Here is a 16,298-nt window from a genome sequence, read left to right as displayed (position 1 = left end):
GACCGCACCTCATCGACGGCTGCCTCATAGGCACCGGCCTGACCCTGAACAACTGACACGATCAGACCGACATCACCCAATCAAGTTCAGTAGCAGGTGGCGCTGCTGGGTGGTGTGCATCGGGCGCGCCTCCCTTGAGGGGGCTGCGCGCGAGCGATGCCCTGACGGTAGCGGGCATCCGGTGAAGTAGATCGCGTGGGACCAGTGGGTGTTCCAGGAACGACACCACCTGATCCCGGTACGGTGTCCGGTGGTCGGGCTTCGGTTCGCCTCTCGGTGATCAGTTCTTCACACCGGTCACGTGCCCCGGATCAGTGCTCTGGCCCAGGGCGCAGCCGTGCCTCCACCGGCAACGCGGTCCGGTCCGGCACTCTGTGCCCATGACCGACGTCTTTGAGCACGCCCCGCAGGTCTGGAACGCCGCGCAGCTTCGCGACGCGCTGAAAGACCTGCCCGATGACGCACCCATTCACATCGGCGTGGCAGGCGATCCCGGTGACTTCGACGGATACCGGGACTTCGTTCTCGTGGACGCGCATCAGGTGGAGAACTGGTGGCCGGCCACTTCCACGGCGCCGGAGCGTACCGAGACAGCGGAGGCGCTGACTTTGTTCGCCGACTGGGAGCCGGGCGCGTACGACCGTCTGGACTGACCGGCCGCGGTGTCACTCGGAAGAACGCCAGCAGTATCCGTCGCGCGTTGGCCGGGGCCGGCCGACGGCCTGCGTGCGCTATAGTTGATCTTGGCAGTTCGCCGCAGATCACGGCGACTGATCTGCGTTGGTGGTCCAAGGAACGACGCCCCGCTTCCTGCGGGGAAATGCAGGTGCAAGGCCTGCCCAGCGCTCGCTCACGAAGCCCTTCCCCCGGGGGAAGGGCTTCGTCACGTTCCCCAGCCAGTCCCACCCGCGCCGGGGGCTCGTTTCCCGGCGCCTGGCCGGGCTGGGCGACCGCCGGCCACATGCGCTCCCAGCTCGTCACCGACGCCCTTGCCGTCGCCGAGCGGTGCCGCGGCAGCCTCGCCGGCGCAGTCCTACACACCGACCACGGTGCCTCGGGCAGTACACAACGCCGGGCGTTCGCCGAAGCCGCCTGCCGCTAGGCGGGCGTGATCCAGAGCATGAGCGCCGTCGGCCGCTCGGCGGCAGAAGCGGCAACGGCCGCACGGGGATATGCACGAGATCAGAACACGATCACCGGGACGGATCGTATGGACGTCGGAACCGGTCTCGACCACGATACCGACGGCTTCGTGCCCCAGCACCCGGTCGGGCGTCACCTCGGGCACATCGCCCTTGATGATGTGCAGGTCGGTACGACAGATGGTGACGACATCGACACGGATGACGGCGTCGGCAGCATCCTGGAGCGCGGGGTCCGGAACGTCCTTCTGCCATGCGGTTTGCCCAGGTCCCCGGTAAACGAGTGCCTTCACGACGTCGCCGTCCTCCTGATGTCCTCTCGGGTGAGGTTCTCCCTCAGGCTGGCCTGGCGCCGGCCAGTCGCGCTTGGGCCGGGCGGTCCATGCCGGGGCCGGGCGGGCCCATCACACTCCCGGTGCCGGGAGTGTCCCCCGTCGTCATCGTCTCGTCGGCCGGCACGGCCACCGGCGGCCGAGTCCTGCACCACCTCCACCGGCTTCTGCCCGGGCCGGGTCCGCGTCCTGTTCGAGAACCGGCCTCAGCTCGCTCTGCTGAGCACCCGGGGCGACCACCCGGAGGACTGGCTGCGCGCCGACCAGGCCCTGGAACGCGTCCTGCTCACCGCCACACTCCACGCGGTGTCCAGTTCGTTCGCGACGCAACCCCTCGAATGGCCGGACCTGCGATGGATTTTGCGCGACCCGGTCTTCGGCACGGGACACGCGCAGAACGTGCCCCGGACTGGGCGGCGACGGAAGCGGCACGCTCACAACGCCCCCTCCGCGTCGTCCACGACGTCCTGGCGGCACTCGACCGGGCCGGCTCCGAGGTCGCTGTCCACCGTTCGGTAGAACAGGGAAGAAGCACGTACCACCACCCTGCAGACCCAGCACGGCTCGCGGAGCATGGGCTGAGCGGGGCGTGATACCGGGCCGGTCGGCCCACGCGCCGTGTGTCCCCGACGGCACACGATGGAGTGGACGAAGAGCACGCGGAACATTGGAGGGCCTGACGGCCGGATCGGATCCCCCGAAGGATGTGTGCAGCATGGTGCACGGAGAAAGCCACTCATCGGACAGCAAGCCGGACCGAGCCCCGTCGGGAGACCTGGGCCGACGGGTGTCGACGCGTCGCGAGCAGCTCGGACTCAGCCGAGAGGCAGTGGCCGAGCGGGCCGGCTCCGCACCCGGGTACATCCAGTACATCGAGGAGCAGCAGGCCACACCGGGCATAGGTTTTCTGCTGCGGCTGGCCCAAGCGCTGGAGACCACTGTGGCCGAGCTGACCGGTAGCACGACGGAACTGCCCCCGGGTATCGGCCGCGCCGGCTATCACACCGAACTGCTCGAACTCGGTCCCCAGGAGTGCCGTCGACTGTTGTCCACCCACGGCGTGGGCCGGATCGGTGTGACGACGGACGACGGGCCGGCCATCCTGCCGGTCAACTACATCGTGGACGGTGACCGGATCGCGTATCGCAGCGCTCACAACTCGCTGCCCGCCACCGCCGCGGGCCACCCGGTCGCCTTCGAAGTGGATCACATCGATGACGCTCTGAGCCAAGGGTGGAGCGTCCTCCTCCTCGGTACGGCAGCAGCCGTCACCGACCCCGAAGCCGCCCGCAGGCTGGACGAACTCGCCTACACCACGCCGTGGGCCGGCGGCCGACGAAACGAGTGGCTGACCATCACCCCCACACGCATGACCGGGCGCCGCATTCACGTGCTCGAGAGCCACGCTCCTCGGACCGGCGACGGTCCCCGAGATCTCTCGACCTGAAACCGGACCGCAACGGGTCTACGGCAACCGCCAAGCGCACCATGCCACAGGTTCTGACCATCGCCATGCGAAGAGAGGCGCGGTTGATTCCGCACCGCGCATCACAACCGAGCGCTCGCTCGGTGCCGGGCATATCGTTCACCGCAGGTGGCCTGACGTCTGACCAGGGCACTGGCTCGTACGGCAGCTGCGGCGTGTCAGCACATCATGCCCGGGATGTCGCCAGGGACGGAGGGTTCGATGTCGACGACCAGGAGTCTGCTGGACGTGCTCCCGAGCGAGGGCCGGGCACGTCTGCTCGACGAGGCGGCCAAGGAGGTGCCGCTGGTCCTCGATGCACGCCTCTTCGAGGAGGGCAGACGGGCCGACCGCTTCTGGGTCATCCGCTCCGGGCAGGTCGAGGTCGACCTCCATGTGCCCGGCCGTCGTGCGGTGGTCGTGGAGACAGTGGGCCGGGACGACCTGTTGGGATGGTCCTGGCTGTTCACCCCGCACGTGTGGCACCTGGGTGCGCACGTGATCCAGGCGGGACAGGCCGTGGAATTCAATGCCGCTGCCGTCCGCGCACTGTGCGAGGCCGATGCGGTGCTTGGCCGGGCGGTGTACAAGTACGTCGCCGAGACGGTGGCGAAGCGGCTGTACGGAACACGGACAAGACTGCTGCAGCTCTACGGCCCCCAGGCCGACGCTCCCGATCTCTGACGGTCCGGGGCGCGGGACCGTCCGGCCCTGGTGTGTCCCTGCTGCGCGGCCCCACGATGAGTGAGCGGCAGGATTGCGCAACACATCACAGCGAGGAGGACACCATGGGCGACGAAAGGGGGTTCTCGGCGCAGAAGCCGATCCGCGTGTTTCTGCTCGACGACCACGAGGTCGTCAGGCGCGGGGTGCAGGATCTGCTGGACGCGGAACCCGACATCGAGGTCGTCGGCGACGCCGGCACAGCCGATCACGCGCTGGCCCGCGGCCCGGCTCTCCGTCCCGACGTCGCGATTCTCGATGTCCGGCTGCCGGACGGTGACGGGATCACGGTCTGCCGTGAGCTGCGTTCACGAATGCCGGAACTGGCTTGTCTGATGCTCACCTCGTTCGACGACGACGAAGCGCTGCTCGACGCGATCATGGCCGGCGCGGCAGGCTACGTACTCAAGGAGATCAAGGGTTCGGACCTTGTCTCCGCCGTCCGCACGCTGGCTTCCGGGCGCTCGACCCTCGACCCGGCGACTACGGCACGGCTGATGAGCAGCCTGCGCGAGGAGGAATTCGGCGCTGAGACCGCGGAGGACGACGCGCTGTCGGGGCTGTCGCCTCGGGAGAAGGACGTCCTCGCTCTGATCGGTGAAGGGCTGACCAACAGCCAGATCGGTAAGCGCCTCTATCTGTCGGAGAAGACGGTCAAGAATCACATCTCCCGTCTGCTGGCCAAGCTCGGTGTCGAGCGCCGCATCCAGGCGGCCGTGATCGCCGCGCACGCCACCGAACACTCTCCGTCCGCTGCCGGACACCATCGGAGGTGACTGTACGGCCCGTGATGGATCAGGAAATCCGCAACGGCACGCGCCAGTTCAGCCGGGTGCCGCCATGTCCCGACGCCTCCATACTCATCGCGCCGCCGAGTTTTTCGGCGCGCCGTGCGAGGTTGTCGAGCCCGCTCCGGGAACGGACGTGCTCGGGCATGCCCACGCCGTTGTCGGACACGACGAGGGTCAGTGCCCCCGTACCCACCACCAGCGAGACGTCCACCCCCGTCGCTCGTGCATGGCGGGCGACGTTGCTCAGCGCCTCGCCGAGAACCGCGATCACCTGCTCGGCGATCTCGGCCGGCACGTCCGTATCGATCAGCCCTTCCATCCGCAGGGACGGCTGGAAGCCCAGGGTCCGTGCGGCCTGCTCGACCGTGGTCGCCGTCCGAGCGCGCAGCCCCTGGCCGGCACGGCCCGAGTCACGGGCGCGGAGGCCGAAGATGGTCGACCGGATGATCTTGATGGTCTCGTCGAGATCGTCCACGGCGCGCAGCAGCCGCTCGCTCGCCTGTGGCTGTTCCACGAGCCGCACCACGCTCTGGAGTGTCATACCGGTGGCGAACAGCCGTTGAATGGCCAGGTCGTGCAGATCCCGGGCAATGCGGTCGCGTTCTTCCAACAGGGCAATCTGCTCGGCGGACTCGCGCCGCTCGGTGAGCTCCATCGCCAGGGCAGCCTGCCCGGCGAACGTCAGGAGGGGCGCGATCTCCGATTCTGTGAAGGCGGGACGGCCCCGTGCGCGAGCCAGTGCCAGCACCCCGCGGGTCCGCTCTCCCGTCACCATCGGGACCGCGACAGCCGGACCGAGCCCCGTCCACCTCGGGGGGCCGGCGGTGATCCTTGGATCGTCTGCGACATCGAGGCTGGTGATCGGCTCGCCCGCGTCGAGAGCCGCTCCGGCGAACGATCCCTCGCGCGGCAGGATCAAGCCGCGATGCATCTCGGCGTCCCTGCCCGAAGCCAGTGCCACGCGGAGGGCCCGCCTCCCGGCGGGAAGCGCCAGGACCCCGAGATCCGCGCCGAGAATGTACGAGGAGTGATCGACGATCATGCGCAGGACATGTGGGTCGTCCACCCCGCTCAGCAGGCCGGCGACGATCTCGCTGTTGGCTTCCTGCCAGCGTTGACGGTCGCGCGTCCGCGTATACAGGCGGGCGTTCTCGATGGCCACTCCTGCTGCCACCGCGAGGGTCGAGAGCACGGTCTCGTCCTCGGCGTCGAATTCGTGGCCACCCCGTTTCTCGGTGAGATACAGATTGCCGAACACCTCGTCGCGCACCCGGATGGGAACTCCCAAGAACGAGTGCATCGGGGGATGGTTCGGCGGAAACCCGTAGGACGACGGATGCTCGGACAGTTCCGCAAGCCGCAACGGCACGGGGTGGCGGATCAGCTCGCCGAGGATGCCGTGCCCTTCGGGCAAGGGGCCGATTGCCTTGTGCTGCTCCTGCGTCATACCCACCGGCAGGAACTGCGTGAGCCGGGTCCCCTCGCCGACCACGCCCAACGCCCCGTACTCGGCATCGACCACGACGACCGCGGCCTCGACGATCCGGCGCAGCACCTGGGGCAGGTCGAGGCCTCGGGCCACCGACATGACGGCCTCCAGCAGCAGGGCCGCTTCCGCAGGGCCACGCTTCACGACGTCGAGGCGCCCGAGGAGATCCTCCGGCAACGTACTGAGCCGACGGCGCTCCTCGCTGCAGCGGTCTGTTCCGTTGTCGCTCACGGTGCCTCCGTCGTGACTCCCGCGGATCCCGGGCGGGCCACACCTCCACGGTAGTGGGCGCACATCGAGCGGCACCTCGTGGACTGCAATCGGCTCAGCCCATACAGTCGGGCGTTTCCTCCAGACCGGTGACCACAGTCCGTGGAAGCGAACACGAGGACGCCGTCCGACGGCGCTGGGCCCCAGCATGCGTCGGGAAGAAGGATCGTGCTCCCGATGAAACACCGACCACGGCAGTCACGAAAGGCAGAGTGCGGCACCGGCCTCCGGAATCGCCCCCACAGCGTGTACGGGCGGGTCAGGCTGCAAGGCGTACCGAGCGGACCCGTCCGGCCACGCCCTGTGGACCAGTAGGCCCAAGCGGGGGACGACCCGCACGGCGCAGGGTGGAGTCCTGAGCAGGTCTCGGAGGCGGTTGCCGCTGCACCCGCGAGGAAGAAGTGACGTGTCGCCGCAGATCCGGCGGAGGCACGCCTCCCAGGCGGCCTGGAGTACTCAGCGGAAGGAAGTGCCTGACCATGACCCGGCACACCAGCACCGAGACGCCACGCACCAAGCAATGGATCGTGCGTGTGGACCTCTTCGAGGAAGGTGACCTCACCAAGGTTCATGCCGTCCTCGACACCGGTGACGCCACCCTTCAGAGCCGCACCTCCGCCCAGCGCAACCCTCACGACCCACCCGTCCCCGAGATCGGCGACGAGTACGCTGCCGGCCGGGCCCTGATCGACCTCGGCAATCAGCTGCTCCGCGCCGGAAGTACGGACGCCGCGTCGAGCGACCTCGGCGCCCCCGGGTGAACGGTGAACGGACTCGAGAACAGCCGCCCTGTGGGCGAGCCACAGGACTCGGGCGGTTCGGTGTAGGAGCGCCCGCGCAGGAACGCCTCGAAGAAGCGCGGGGGTTCGTAGATCGCCAGTCGGGCCTCGGTGACCTCGGCGCCGTCGCAAGGACTCCACCTTCATCCGACGGTGTAGGGCCGCATCATGTCGTTGTCTTCGTGTTCGAGCATGTGACAGTGCCAGACGTACCGGCCCGCCCGGTCGAATGTCGCCTTCAGCCTCGTCACGGCACCCGGGTAAGCGACTGCTGTGTCCTTGAACCCGCTCTCCCACGGCTCGGCAGGCCGGGCGGCACGGCCGGCCTGTTGCCGGTCGAGGACCTGGAACTGGACCTCGTGGACATGGATCGGGTGGGCATCCTTCGTCAAGTTGTGAATCTCCCAGATCTCGGTCGCGCCCAGGGCCGGATTCTCTGTGACAGGGTCGTCCCAGTGCATCGGCACAGCGGCTCCGCTTCGGTCCAGGGTGCCGAGCAGCATTTGCCGGGGGCCGACGTGCGGCAGCGACGCGGAGTTCTGCTCACTGAGGGAAAGCCGTCGGATGCGGCTCGCCTTCCCCAACGGCTCGAACGACGGAAGCGACAGCTGGGAGGGTGGCACGGTCGTGTCCGGTGCAGTGAGCGCTTGGACGACGAGTTTCATGACCTGACCGGTGGTGGCCGGGTCCGCCGGGGAGAAGTCCGTACCCGCCTTCCCACCCTGGAATGCTTTGTCGGGGCCCTCGTTGATGAGATACAACTCGGTCCCGACCGGTACCGACGCGAAGTCGACGATCACGTCGGCGCGCTCGGCGGGAGCGATGAGCACCTGGTCGCACCGTACCGGCGTGGGGAGGAATCCCCCCTCGCTGCCGATCTGCCAGAAGGGGAGTGCGGGGGATGCGGGCCTGTGGGCGAGGGGGCGGGTGACGATCTTCAGGATCAGGTACCGCGAGTTGCATCCGTTGAGAAGCCGGAACCGGTAGCGGCGCGGTTCTATTCGAAGGACCGGCCAGGTTCTCCCGTTGGTCACCATCGTGTTGCCGAAGAACTCGGGGTTCCAGATCGGAGGGATGTCACTGCCCGGGATGTAGGGGCCCCTGAATCCGTCGAAGGCAGCGCGTCCGGACGGGTAGAAGAGGCTGCCGTCGACGTGGAACGAGCGGTCCTGGATGGCAAGAGGGATCTCGTAGTACCTCCGGCCGGGCGGATCACCGGTCCGGGGTGCGGGACCCGGCAACACTCCGTCGGGAAGGTCCGCAGGTCCGCCTCGCAGAAGGTAGAACCCCGCCAGTCCGGCGTAGACATTCAGCCGCGTAACACCCAGCGCGTGATCATGGAACCAGAAGGTCGAGGCTCTGTCCGCGTTGGCATACTGGAACACGGCGTCGCCCCGGCTCCAGGCATCGCCGAACCGGTCTTCGAACTTGTCCTTGAACTCCTCGTAGAACGAGCCGACTTCAGCGTATCCCGCAGGAAGGTCGACCGCGTCGGGAAGGTACCAGGCTTCGGTGTAGCCGTCGCTCTCCTCCGAATTCTGCCCGCCATGCAGGTGTGTCACGATCGGCACCGGGCCCGAGTACGCTCCGGGTGTCGAGCGGAATCCTGGACGTGAATCCCGAGCCGACGCTCCGCCCGGAGGGTTCGCCCAGTGCAGTGTGGGGTCGACCGGCAGCAGGTGCGGCAAGTAACGGCCCGCGCGATCACGCAGCTGGTTCTTCCACCTCACCCGCACAGGCGTTCCGGCACGGGCCTCGACGGTGAACGCGGGGTAGTGGAAGCTGCGCGGATGCAGAGTTGAGCCGTACCCCCACACGGTCGTCGCCGGCAGACCGGAGGGCAGCACCTGCTGCCGGAACTGCCGCACACCGATCACGTAGTGGTCGATGCGACCAGCGACGCCGCCCCCGGCCTGCGGCATGACGGGCGGGACGACGAGCGGCGTGACGTACTTGTCCACCTTCCCCGGGTCCAGAAGACCCCCACCAGCCCGCGCCCAGAGCCGCGGAGCCACGTAACCGGCTGGAAGGAGCGCGAGCATTCCGCCAGCCGCTGCCTGCACGACACGCCGCCTCGTGACCACTCACGCCCTCCAGCACTCGTCGGACTGACTCCAGCCCTGCTGACTGCTTCAGCTCTGATCGGCAGTGCCCCGAGGCCGCCAGCAAGCCCCGGGCATCATCAGACTGCCGCAGACGGAAAGTCAGTGCGTTGCTGGATTACTCCGGACGAGGGTTCTCTCGACCACCTCCGACGGCAGCCAAGTCGCCGCCGGCGGATCTGGACGGGCTGGGCAAGCAGAGACAGACTGCGGCCGGATCTTCCAGCAACCGGTTGGGGCGCCTACGGCGTCCCACGGTGCACGCGGCTCTGCGCCGGCAGGGCCACGGCATCAACCGGAAGAAGGTCGAGCGGATCACGCGCAAGCGCAACATTCGCGGCGATCGTTATCTTGTGCTGTCAAGTGAATGCGCAGGTACACGGGCCAGTAGGTGGTCAGGCAAGTGGTGGAAGGGCGGGGCTGCCGTTGAACTCGCGGCGGCCTGGTGCTGACGTGACATGAAGGCATGGGACGTTCAGCGCCGATGGACCACGAGGCCGCCGACCGGATCTCAGCGGCGGCCGAGCGCGCCCCGGAGAGCTCGACAACGATCTCTGGGTTCGATGACCGTGCACAGGACGCCGCTGACAACAACCCCGTTGCCCCGCTCGGCTCCGAGGGCTGGCAGCGCGGCGGGCTCAGGCTCCGGGCTTCCCGGGCTCGGAGCGCGGCGGGGCCTCGGCCCCCCTGGTGTAGCTCTCGCCCCTCCGAGCGGGGGGTATCCCCCGAAGGGGTTTGGGAGCTGCCTCCACTGCGCGGCAAGGAGGAAGATTTCAAGTCCAGTGAGACGGTCGTGACGCTATGAGGTTTGTGGTGCGGGTTCCCTGCGCTTGGCCGGGTCGTTGATCCAGGCCGTCTGGGGTATCTCGGGTGGTCTGGGGCGGCGGCCGAAGCGTTCGGGGTGGCGGGCGTATGCCTCGGCGAGGGTGACCGCGCGCTGGTCGCGGACCTCCTCGGCGGTCCCGAAGTGGACGGATGCGGGTGTGTGCCAGCCGATACCCGAGTGCCGGTGCTCATGGTTGTAATACGCGATGAACGCGTCGAACCACTCGCGGGCGTGGGCCAACGAATCGAACCGTTCAGGATAGTCCGACATGTACTTCGTGCTCTTGAACTGGGCCTCGCTGTAAGGGTTGTCGTTGGAGACCTTCGGCCTCGAGTGCGACCGCGTCACGCCCAGATCGATCAGCAGCTGGGAAACCTTCTTCGACGTCATCGAGGTGCCGCGGTCCGCGTGCACGGTCTCGGGCACGATGCCGTTACGGGCGATGGTCTCGCGGATCAACTCCTCGGCCCGCACCGCCGATTCAGCTCGCTCGACGGTGTGGCCGACGATGTACCGGCTGAAGATGTCAATGATCACGTAGGCGTGATACCAGACGCCCCTGCCCGGTCCGGCCGCCTTGGTGATGTCCCAGGTGAACACCTGCGAGGGCCCCGTGGCGACCAGCTCAGGCACCGCCTTGGCGGGATGGGTGGCCTGCCGTCGGCGCTCACCGGACTGATCCTGCTCGCGCAGGATCAGTCCGGTGCATCGTCGAGACGGAGCAGTGATAGCGCCCGGCATCCAGCTCGCGGGCCCAGATTTGTGCAGGCGCGAGCTCGGCGTACTCGTCTCCGTTCATCAACTCCATCACCGCAGCCCGCTCTTCGGCCGTCAGGACCGACGGCTGCACCTGCGGGGCACGTGCTCTGCGTGGTGGTGCAGGCCGGAGCCGGCGGTAGTGCGTGGCGCGGGAGCGGCCGGTCAGCCGACAGGCGGCCGTGATGCCCAGCTGAGTCTCGACGCCGGTGAACGCCTCGTCCACGACAGGGTCGACGGCAGGCTTCAGTCCGCGCTCTCGGAGATCATCTCCAAGAGCGCGGAAGCTTTTCCCATCACCTCGAGTGCGGCCTTGTTCCGTGCCAGGTCCCTCTGCAACCGCTCCACCTGCTGCCGCAGCTTCTCGTTCTCCACCTCCGCGGCGGACTTCTTCGCGCGGGCCGGGCTGGTCCGGCGGTCGATCAGGTTTTCCAGGGCCCCGGCGTCCCGCGCGGCCCGCCACTCCTTGATATGGGAGTGGTAGAGCCGTTCCCAGCGCAGGACCGCGCCCTTCTCGTTCCTGGGTGCGGCGTCGCACTCGGCAACGATCCGCAGTTTGTACTCCGAGGTGAAAGTGCGGCGCTTCGGCCTCGGTGCCGGGTCGGATCCGACAGGCTCTGTGCTGGGCATAAGGGACGGTTCTCCTGTCGTGCCCTCTCAGGCTAACCCCGCAGAACGGGATGTCTCACCCAAGGCTGACAGAGAGGGACCGCCACGGGAAGGTGACGCACCTGGATCGAACGCATCTCGATGACGGCGACCGCAACAGTGGTTTCAGCCTCCACAGTCACGGATGCAGGTGACATGATCGCTTCCATCCTGGTCTGTGGCGACAGCTTACGGGCCATGGGCCATGGCCCTTACCACGAGATCCCGATCGGTCACCATGCCGATCACTGCGTCGCCGTTCACCACAGGCAAGGCACCCACGCCTACATCGGCCATGCGCTGCGCCGCATCCTCGAGCGAATCCGACGGAAGTACACTGGCCGGCTACGTGTTCATCATGCACTGAACCCGCACCCTTGATCCCTGCCGCGGCACGCTGGCAACCGCATGTTCGCCCCTGGCTCTCCGAATGTGCCCAAAACTCTACCGGGCGCCTGAGACGTGATCGACATTCGCGATGTCAGCGAATCAGGAGGCTCCGCAGACAGCCTCAACGAAGTGGCCCACCTGCTCCTCCGACAGGTGGCGTGCGAGGTCCGCCTCGCTGATCATCCCTACGAGGCGGTGGTTCTCGATGACCGGCAGCCGTCGGATCTTGTGCTCCTCCATGGTCCGAAGGACCCCGTCAGTGTCCGCATCTGCGTCAATCGTGATCGGCTTGCCCTGTTCAAGCCGGCCTGCGGTTACCGTCCGGGGGTCCTTGCCGTTGGCGAGACATTTCACCACGATGTCACGGTCAGTGATGATCCCGTGGAGGCGGTCGTCCTCCCCGCAGACCGGCAGGGCTCCGATGTTCAGCTCCTTCATCGTGCGCGCCGCGACGGCCAGCGTCTCGTTCTCCTGGATGCAGGTCGCTTCGACGTGCATGATCTCCCGTGCAGTGGTCATGGCCTTCTCCCTAGAGCTTCGAGGATCCGGCACCGAGAGAGCGCCCGGAACCTGGCCCACCCTCAGCCGTACGCTTATGGCTCATTGTGGGCTTTCCACATGCCGTACGCACGCCGAGCCGATCGGCTCCACCAGGCTACTGCCGCGGTGCCCGTCGATGGACCGACGGGCACGCTCGCAGGGCGTCCAGCAGCCACGCCCGCTCATCGTCGACTCGCTGTGAGACGCTGCGGGTATCGCCCGCCCTTACGGTCGGCCGAGTCCGTTGGAAGGCTCCAACGGTCGCGCCGCAGATCGAGGCGTAACAAGCGGGCGAGCCTGGGACGTTGATGATTCAAGTCTCTTTGAGACCGCCACCGCCTAGCCGGCAACACGTATATGCCCCATCGCTATGCCCCCGCCAGGGCTGCCTCGCAATGGAATGCCGCATCGGCTGGAACTCCTTGTTACGTTCTGACTATGTGTCCATGGAGGCGCCGTCATACGGGGTCGGGACAGTGACGCGCATGAACACGAGTATGAGTGTGAACCCGAAGGCAGGACGGCGGGTCGTCTCCGTATTCCTGGCCCTGTCCGCCTCCGCCGCCGTCCTGGCCGTCCCCGGCGCGGCGGCCGCTCAGCAGTCGTCCGGTGCCGCCGTCCCGGTATCACCGATTCGTTGGGGCGCCTGCCCCGAAGCCGAGCCGCCCTTTCCCGATCCCAGCCCGAGGGCGCAGTGCGCGACGGTCGAGGTGCCGCTGGACTGGACGAAGCCGAACGGGCCGAAGACAGGCATCTTCGTGGCGCGGTACCGGACCACCGACCCCGCGCGGCGCATCGGCGTCCTGATGTCGAACCCGGGTGGCCCCGGGACACCCGGGGCCGACGACGCGCTGTACGCGGACGACCCTGTCAGTGGCTACTCCCCGGCCATGCTCCAGCGCTTCGACGTGATCGGCTTCGACCCGCGCGGCATCGGCCGCAGCCGGGAAGCCGAATGCGACGAGACGATCAGCGAGCAGGTCCCGGCCCGCCCCCGCGACGCGGCCGAGTTCGAGCGGCTGCGCACTTTGAACGGCAGGCTGGCGGACAGTTGTCTGGAGCGGACGGGCCCGCTCGCGGCCCATATGGACGGGGAGAGCGTGGCCCGCGACATGGACGCGATCCGCGCCGCGCTCGGCGAACGCCAAATCAGCTTTCTCGGCCACTCCTACGGCACCTTCCTCGGCGAGCGCTATGCCCGCCTCTTCCCCGGCAGGCTCCGCGCACTCGCCCTCGACAGCGCGATGGACCCGGACCGGCCGAATGCCGAGCGGTACCTCACCGACGGCAGCGTCACCATCAACGACACCCTGAAACGGCTCGCGGCCTGGTGCGAGAAGGACAGGGCCTGCGCACTCAACGGCAAGGACCTTATGGCCGCCACCGACACACTGTTCGCCCGCGCCGACGCGGGCACACTCCGTGAGCCCGGCCCGAACGGACCGACGCGGACCAAGGTCGACGCCGACAAGCTGTCGGGCTTCCTCACCTACGCTCTTGGTAAGGGAAGCCCGGAGGAGACAGCACGGCAACTGGCCGCCCTGTACACGGGAAAGGGTGAGGTCCGCTGGTTCCCCACCGTCACCGACCTTGCCGTGCGGCTCGTGCTGTGCCGGGACTACGACTTCCGGATCCGCGACTACGCCGAGTACCGGGCCATCCGCGAGAGGGTCGCGAAGTCCGCCCCGCACGTCCGCTACAACGCCCAGGCACTCAAAATCATTCTCGGCTGCCAGGGCTGGAGCATGCCGCCGAAGCCCCAGCCCGCCCGAGGGAAGGGCGACCTACCGCCCGTTCTCGTGGTCAACGCCACCCATGATCTGGCGACTCCCCTGCCGGGCGCGCAGCGCATGGCGCGCTCCTTCCCGAAGGCGTCCCTGTTCACGATGGACGTCGTGAGCCACTGGCTCTACCGCAGGGGCGGAACGGAGAAGGCGATGCGGGTCATCGACGCCTACCTCACCGGACCGCAGGGCTGAGCCGACAGGGGGTGCGGCGGTGGGGCGGGCGGGCCGCCCACCGCCGTTCTTGCTCGGAGCTGATGTTCCGTCATGAGCTGCTCAGCAGCGAGAAGAACCTGTCGGAACGGCCGGGGCTGCGGGAATCGGCCCTGCCGCTCAACGAGTTCATCGTCCAGCTCGTCGCCCCGGCACCGGACGGAGCGAGACGCGACGCGGCAACCCGCCACCCCTCCGGCACCGAGCTACCGCCGGCCGTGACAGCCGCCTCTCTCTGGTCGAACCTCCACGGCGTTGCCCAGCCTGGCGCAGCCTGCAACACGATCTCGGCGCCCCGCCGTCCGACGGCGCACCCGGCAGTGTCGGACTCGACCGGCTCGTCGAAGCGGCTCTCGACGCCCACCTCGGCCCGGTGGACGCATGACCCGAACTCCACGGCCACACCTCGCGCTTCTGGTCACACCGGACGCAGTGACTGTCGCGCCGAATGGCAAAGTACTGCTCGTGGCACAGCCCAGCCTGCAACACGATCTCGGCGCGACCGTGGCGCAGGCCCAGTGGACCAGCACCGCCTGTCTACTCGCGGTGGCAGCGTTTCTGGACATCGCGGGGGCGCTCGGCGACCGGTACAGGCATGTGCGACTCCTGCTCGTCGGCGTCCTCGGCGCTACCTCGACCGGTATCGCACTCGCGCCCCACGTCCGCTGGCCGGATCGGCGATCCCAGCCCGCTTCGAGAAACACGACGAGCTCGCGATCGGAGTGCGCCAGGCCGAGGATCTCGTCACGCCCGTACTGGTGTACGCTCCCCTGCCGACCCCCGGAGGGCCCCCTGCGGTTCCCCCTTCCGGTGCAAGCCATGCCGAGTCAGGCCCGCCGTGTTCACCGCGGCTTCGGCAGCGCGCCCAGGTGGTCGCCCTCCGGGGGCACGGCCCGTGAGGTCCCGGTCTGTGCGGCGGACGGAGTCCGGCTGCGCGAGGGCGAGGAGCCGCTGAGCCGCACCGTCGAGACGGACGACGGCCGCCGCCGCCCGTACTGGGAGGCGGGCCCGGCCTACGACCCTGAGCAGGCGGCTACTTCGGCGGCGGCCTGCTGGTCGGCTCCATGCTGTCGAGCCCGGCGTACGCGGTGGAGTACGGCGGCGTAAACGCGGCCGCTTCGACGCCGCCCACGAACTCGGCCACCTTGTCCTGCACTCCGAACACCGCGTCGCCGGCGGCCGCGAGGGCAAACCAGAGGCCAACGCCTTCGCCTCCGCCTTCCTCATGCCCCGGGCCGGCATCGTCGCCCAGCAACTGGGCGACGCCTCCATCAACCGGATACTGAGCGCCAAGCGCCGCTGGGGCGTGTCCGCCATGGCCCTGGCCTACCGGCTTCGCGATCCGCCAGCCCGCACCCTGCCTGAGCACCCCAGGGTGATCGCAGCGGAGTCGGCCGTCCTGGTCGGCGCCGGGACGGGCGTCCGGCGGCGGCGTCTCCCAGTGTTGGGTCAGCCGAGCCAACCGTTCTGCCAGCCGGTCCTGGAGTAGGTCGACAGACTGGGTGACGGTCTGCCCCGCAACATGCGCGCGGGTAGGTCGGCGTTGACATCCACGTTGGCCTGAGCAATCACCGGCCGCTCCACCGTCGAATTTGCCGTGCGGGTCAGTTTCACCCGGGCGAACAGAACCGGCTCCCGCATCTGGCCGAGGACGGCCTGTATCTTGTCCCGCGCATACCCGGCCGCGTCCGGTGGCAGTTGCCCGCGGGGTCTCCAACTGAACCTCGGGGAGCTGCTGGGGTGTGGATCGTTTCATCACACCTTCCGAAAGTGGCACTTTCCAGAATTGTCACCCACGATCTGTGCGTGGAGGGCCGAGGACTCCTGGTCCGGGGTGGCCGGTTTCTCCGGTCGGGACCGCGCGTGACCAGGACCCGACTCGGTGCGTTCGCTCCTGCCGATGACGAAGAGGGCGTTGATCCTGGAAGTGGGACGCCCACCTGCGATCCACGCCTCTTCGAATTGCGGGAACGGTCTCGCCCGAGGTTCGTCCTTCCGCCAAGGGAGCCGTCCGGTGATCACATCAGTTCGTCTGTCAGGCCGGCATC

General features: G+C 68.1%; 15 protein-coding genes and 2 pseudogenes. 10 read left to right on the top strand and 7 right to left on the bottom strand.

Going from position 1 to position 16,298, the window contains the following annotated elements; translation table 11 throughout:
• The first annotated feature begins 380 nt into the window (after window positions 1–380).
• Window positions 381–653 carry a DUF6225 family protein gene (locus ACZ7L9_RS37510; protein ID WP_471421999.1) on the top strand — a complete coding sequence of 91 codons (273 nt, stop codon included), beginning with the start codon at window positions 381–383 and terminating at the stop codon, window positions 651–653.
• A 380-nt stretch (window positions 654–1,033) separates the two neighbouring features.
• Here the strand turns inward: ACZ7L9_RS37510 and ACZ7L9_RS37505 are convergent, their stop codons facing one another.
• On the bottom strand, window positions 1,034–1,435 hold the full coding sequence (locus ACZ7L9_RS37505; RefSeq protein ID WP_471421998.1) for an alcohol dehydrogenase catalytic domain-containing protein: 402 nt from the start codon (window positions 1,433–1,435) through the stop codon (window positions 1,034–1,036).
• Window positions 1,436–2,189: 754 nt separating this feature from the next.
• Here ACZ7L9_RS37505 and ACZ7L9_RS37500 point away from each other — a divergent pair.
• The 3 genes from ACZ7L9_RS37500 (at window position 2,190) to ACZ7L9_RS37490 (ending at window position 4,438) form a co-directional block, all read left to right on the top strand.
• Window positions 2,190–2,921 (top strand): helix-turn-helix domain-containing protein, encoded by a 732-nt coding sequence (locus tag ACZ7L9_RS37500; protein ID WP_471421997.1) that lies wholly within the window; start codon window positions 2,190–2,192, stop codon window positions 2,919–2,921.
• A 240-nt stretch (window positions 2,922–3,161) separates the two neighbouring features.
• Window positions 3,162–3,623 carry a Crp/Fnr family transcriptional regulator gene (locus ACZ7L9_RS37495; RefSeq protein WP_471421996.1) on the top strand — a complete coding sequence of 154 codons (462 nt, stop codon included), beginning with the start codon at window positions 3,162–3,164 and terminating at the stop codon, window positions 3,621–3,623.
• A 104-nt stretch (window positions 3,624–3,727) separates the two neighbouring features.
• Window positions 3,728–4,438: a response regulator gene (locus tag ACZ7L9_RS37490; protein ID WP_471421995.1), complete on the top strand. Its 711-nt coding sequence runs from the start codon at window positions 3,728–3,730 to the stop codon at window positions 4,436–4,438.
• Between the two features lie 19 nt (window positions 4,439–4,457).
• Here the strand turns inward: ACZ7L9_RS37490 and ACZ7L9_RS37485 are convergent, their stop codons facing one another.
• Complete coding sequence (locus ACZ7L9_RS37485) at window positions 4,458–6,173, bottom strand: sensor histidine kinase (protein WP_471421994.1); 1,716 nt, start codon at window positions 6,171–6,173, stop codon at window positions 4,458–4,460.
• Window positions 6,174–6,691: 518 nt separating this feature from the next.
• On the opposite strand from ACZ7L9_RS37485, the gene ACZ7L9_RS37480 reads away from it, so the two are divergent.
• Window positions 6,692–6,973 carry a dsRBD fold-containing protein gene (locus tag ACZ7L9_RS37480; protein WP_471421993.1) on the top strand — a complete coding sequence of 94 codons (282 nt, stop codon included), beginning with the start codon at window positions 6,692–6,694 and terminating at the stop codon, window positions 6,971–6,973.
• 161 nt (window positions 6,974–7,134) lie between these two features.
• Here the strand turns inward: ACZ7L9_RS37480 and ACZ7L9_RS37475 are convergent, their stop codons facing one another.
• The 4 genes from ACZ7L9_RS37475 to ACZ7L9_RS37460 form a co-directional block, all read right to left on the bottom strand.
• A complete protein-coding gene (locus ACZ7L9_RS37475; protein WP_471421992.1) occupies window positions 7,135–9,054 on the bottom strand; it encodes a multicopper oxidase family protein in 1,920 nt (639 codons plus the stop codon).
• 838 nt (window positions 9,055–9,892) lie between these two features.
• The gene (locus tag ACZ7L9_RS37470) at window positions 9,893–10,552 is read right to left on the bottom strand and encodes a transposase (RefSeq protein WP_471421991.1); all 660 of its coding nucleotides are present in this window, start codon (window positions 10,550–10,552) and stop codon (window positions 9,893–9,895) included.
• 34 nt (window positions 10,553–10,586) lie between these two features.
• Window positions 10,587–10,901: a hypothetical protein gene (locus ACZ7L9_RS37465; RefSeq protein WP_471421990.1), complete on the bottom strand. Its 315-nt coding sequence runs from the start codon at window positions 10,899–10,901 to the stop codon at window positions 10,587–10,589.
• 20 nt (window positions 10,902–10,921) lie between these two features.
• The gene (locus tag ACZ7L9_RS37460) at window positions 10,922–11,305 is read right to left on the bottom strand and encodes a transposase (protein ID WP_471421989.1); all 384 of its coding nucleotides are present in this window, start codon (window positions 11,303–11,305) and stop codon (window positions 10,922–10,924) included.
• A 174-nt stretch (window positions 11,306–11,479) separates the two neighbouring features.
• Here ACZ7L9_RS37460 and ACZ7L9_RS37455 point away from each other — a divergent pair, with 174 nt between their 5' ends.
• Complete coding sequence (locus ACZ7L9_RS37455) at window positions 11,480–11,704, top strand: hypothetical protein (protein WP_471421988.1); 225 nt, start codon at window positions 11,480–11,482, stop codon at window positions 11,702–11,704.
• A gap of 108 nt (window positions 11,705–11,812) precedes the next feature.
• Here ACZ7L9_RS37455 and ACZ7L9_RS37450 read toward each other — a convergent pair whose 3' ends face one another.
• Window positions 11,813–12,232 (bottom strand): CBS domain-containing protein, encoded by a 420-nt coding sequence (locus tag ACZ7L9_RS37450; protein ID WP_471422001.1) that lies wholly within the window; start codon window positions 12,230–12,232, stop codon window positions 11,813–11,815.
• Between the two features lie 506 nt (window positions 12,233–12,738).
• Between ACZ7L9_RS37450 and ACZ7L9_RS37445 the strand changes: the two genes are divergently transcribed.
• The 4 genes and pseudogenes from ACZ7L9_RS37445 to ACZ7L9_RS37430 all read left to right on the top strand — a co-directional run bounded on the left by ACZ7L9_RS37445 (window position 12,739) and on the right by ACZ7L9_RS37430 (window position 15,739).
• The gene (locus tag ACZ7L9_RS37445; RefSeq protein WP_471421987.1) at window positions 12,739–14,232 is read left to right on the top strand and encodes an alpha/beta fold hydrolase; all 1,494 of its coding nucleotides are present in this window, start codon (window positions 12,739–12,741) and stop codon (window positions 14,230–14,232) included.
• Between the two features lie 399 nt (window positions 14,233–14,631).
• Window positions 14,632–14,919: pseudogene (locus tag ACZ7L9_RS37440) on the top strand (MFS transporter); the annotation flags it as partial.
• Between the two features lie 198 nt (window positions 14,920–15,117).
• Window positions 15,118–15,353 (top strand): annotated as a pseudogene (locus ACZ7L9_RS37435) (hypothetical protein); the annotation flags it as partial.
• A gap of 47 nt (window positions 15,354–15,400) precedes the next feature.
• Window positions 15,401–15,739 carry an ImmA/IrrE family metallo-endopeptidase gene (locus tag ACZ7L9_RS37430; protein ID WP_471422000.1) on the top strand — a complete coding sequence of 113 codons (339 nt, stop codon included), beginning with the start codon at window positions 15,401–15,403 and terminating at the stop codon, window positions 15,737–15,739.
• Window positions 15,740–16,298 lie beyond the last annotated feature (559 nt).

Source organism: Streptomyces sp. NPDC111516, from assembly GCF_055635345.1.
Note: the sequence above shows the minus strand (reverse complement) of the source record. Positions and strands in the feature narration are given on the sequence as shown.

What these genes read in the sequence shown, in the direction of transcription:
- ACZ7L9_RS37450 (WP_471422001.1), bottom strand. Translation starts at nt 12,232, where the DNA reads ATGACCACTGCACGGGAGATCATGCACGTCGAAGCGACCTGCATCCAG.
- ACZ7L9_RS37495 (WP_471421996.1), top strand. Translation starts at nt 3,162, where the DNA reads ATGTCGACGACCAGGAGTCTGCTGGACGTGCTCCCGAGCGAGGGCCGG.
- ACZ7L9_RS37480 (WP_471421993.1), top strand. Translation starts at nt 6,692, where the DNA reads ATGACCCGGCACACCAGCACCGAGACGCCACGCACCAAGCAATGGATC.
- ACZ7L9_RS37455 (WP_471421988.1), top strand. Translation starts at nt 11,480, where the DNA reads ATGATCGCTTCCATCCTGGTCTGTGGCGACAGCTTACGGGCCATGGGC.
- ACZ7L9_RS37460 (WP_471421989.1), bottom strand. Translation starts at nt 11,305, where the DNA reads ATGCCCAGCACAGAGCCTGTCGGATCCGACCCGGCACCGAGGCCGAAG.
- ACZ7L9_RS37445 (WP_471421987.1), top strand. Translation starts at nt 12,739, where the DNA reads ATGAACACGAGTATGAGTGTGAACCCGAAGGCAGGACGGCGGGTCGTC.
- ACZ7L9_RS37510 (WP_471421999.1), top strand. Translation starts at nt 381, where the DNA reads ATGACCGACGTCTTTGAGCACGCCCCGCAGGTCTGGAACGCCGCGCAG.
- ACZ7L9_RS37490 (WP_471421995.1), top strand. Translation starts at nt 3,728, where the DNA reads ATGGGCGACGAAAGGGGGTTCTCGGCGCAGAAGCCGATCCGCGTGTTT.
- ACZ7L9_RS37500 (WP_471421997.1), top strand. Translation starts at nt 2,190, where the DNA reads ATGGTGCACGGAGAAAGCCACTCATCGGACAGCAAGCCGGACCGAGCC.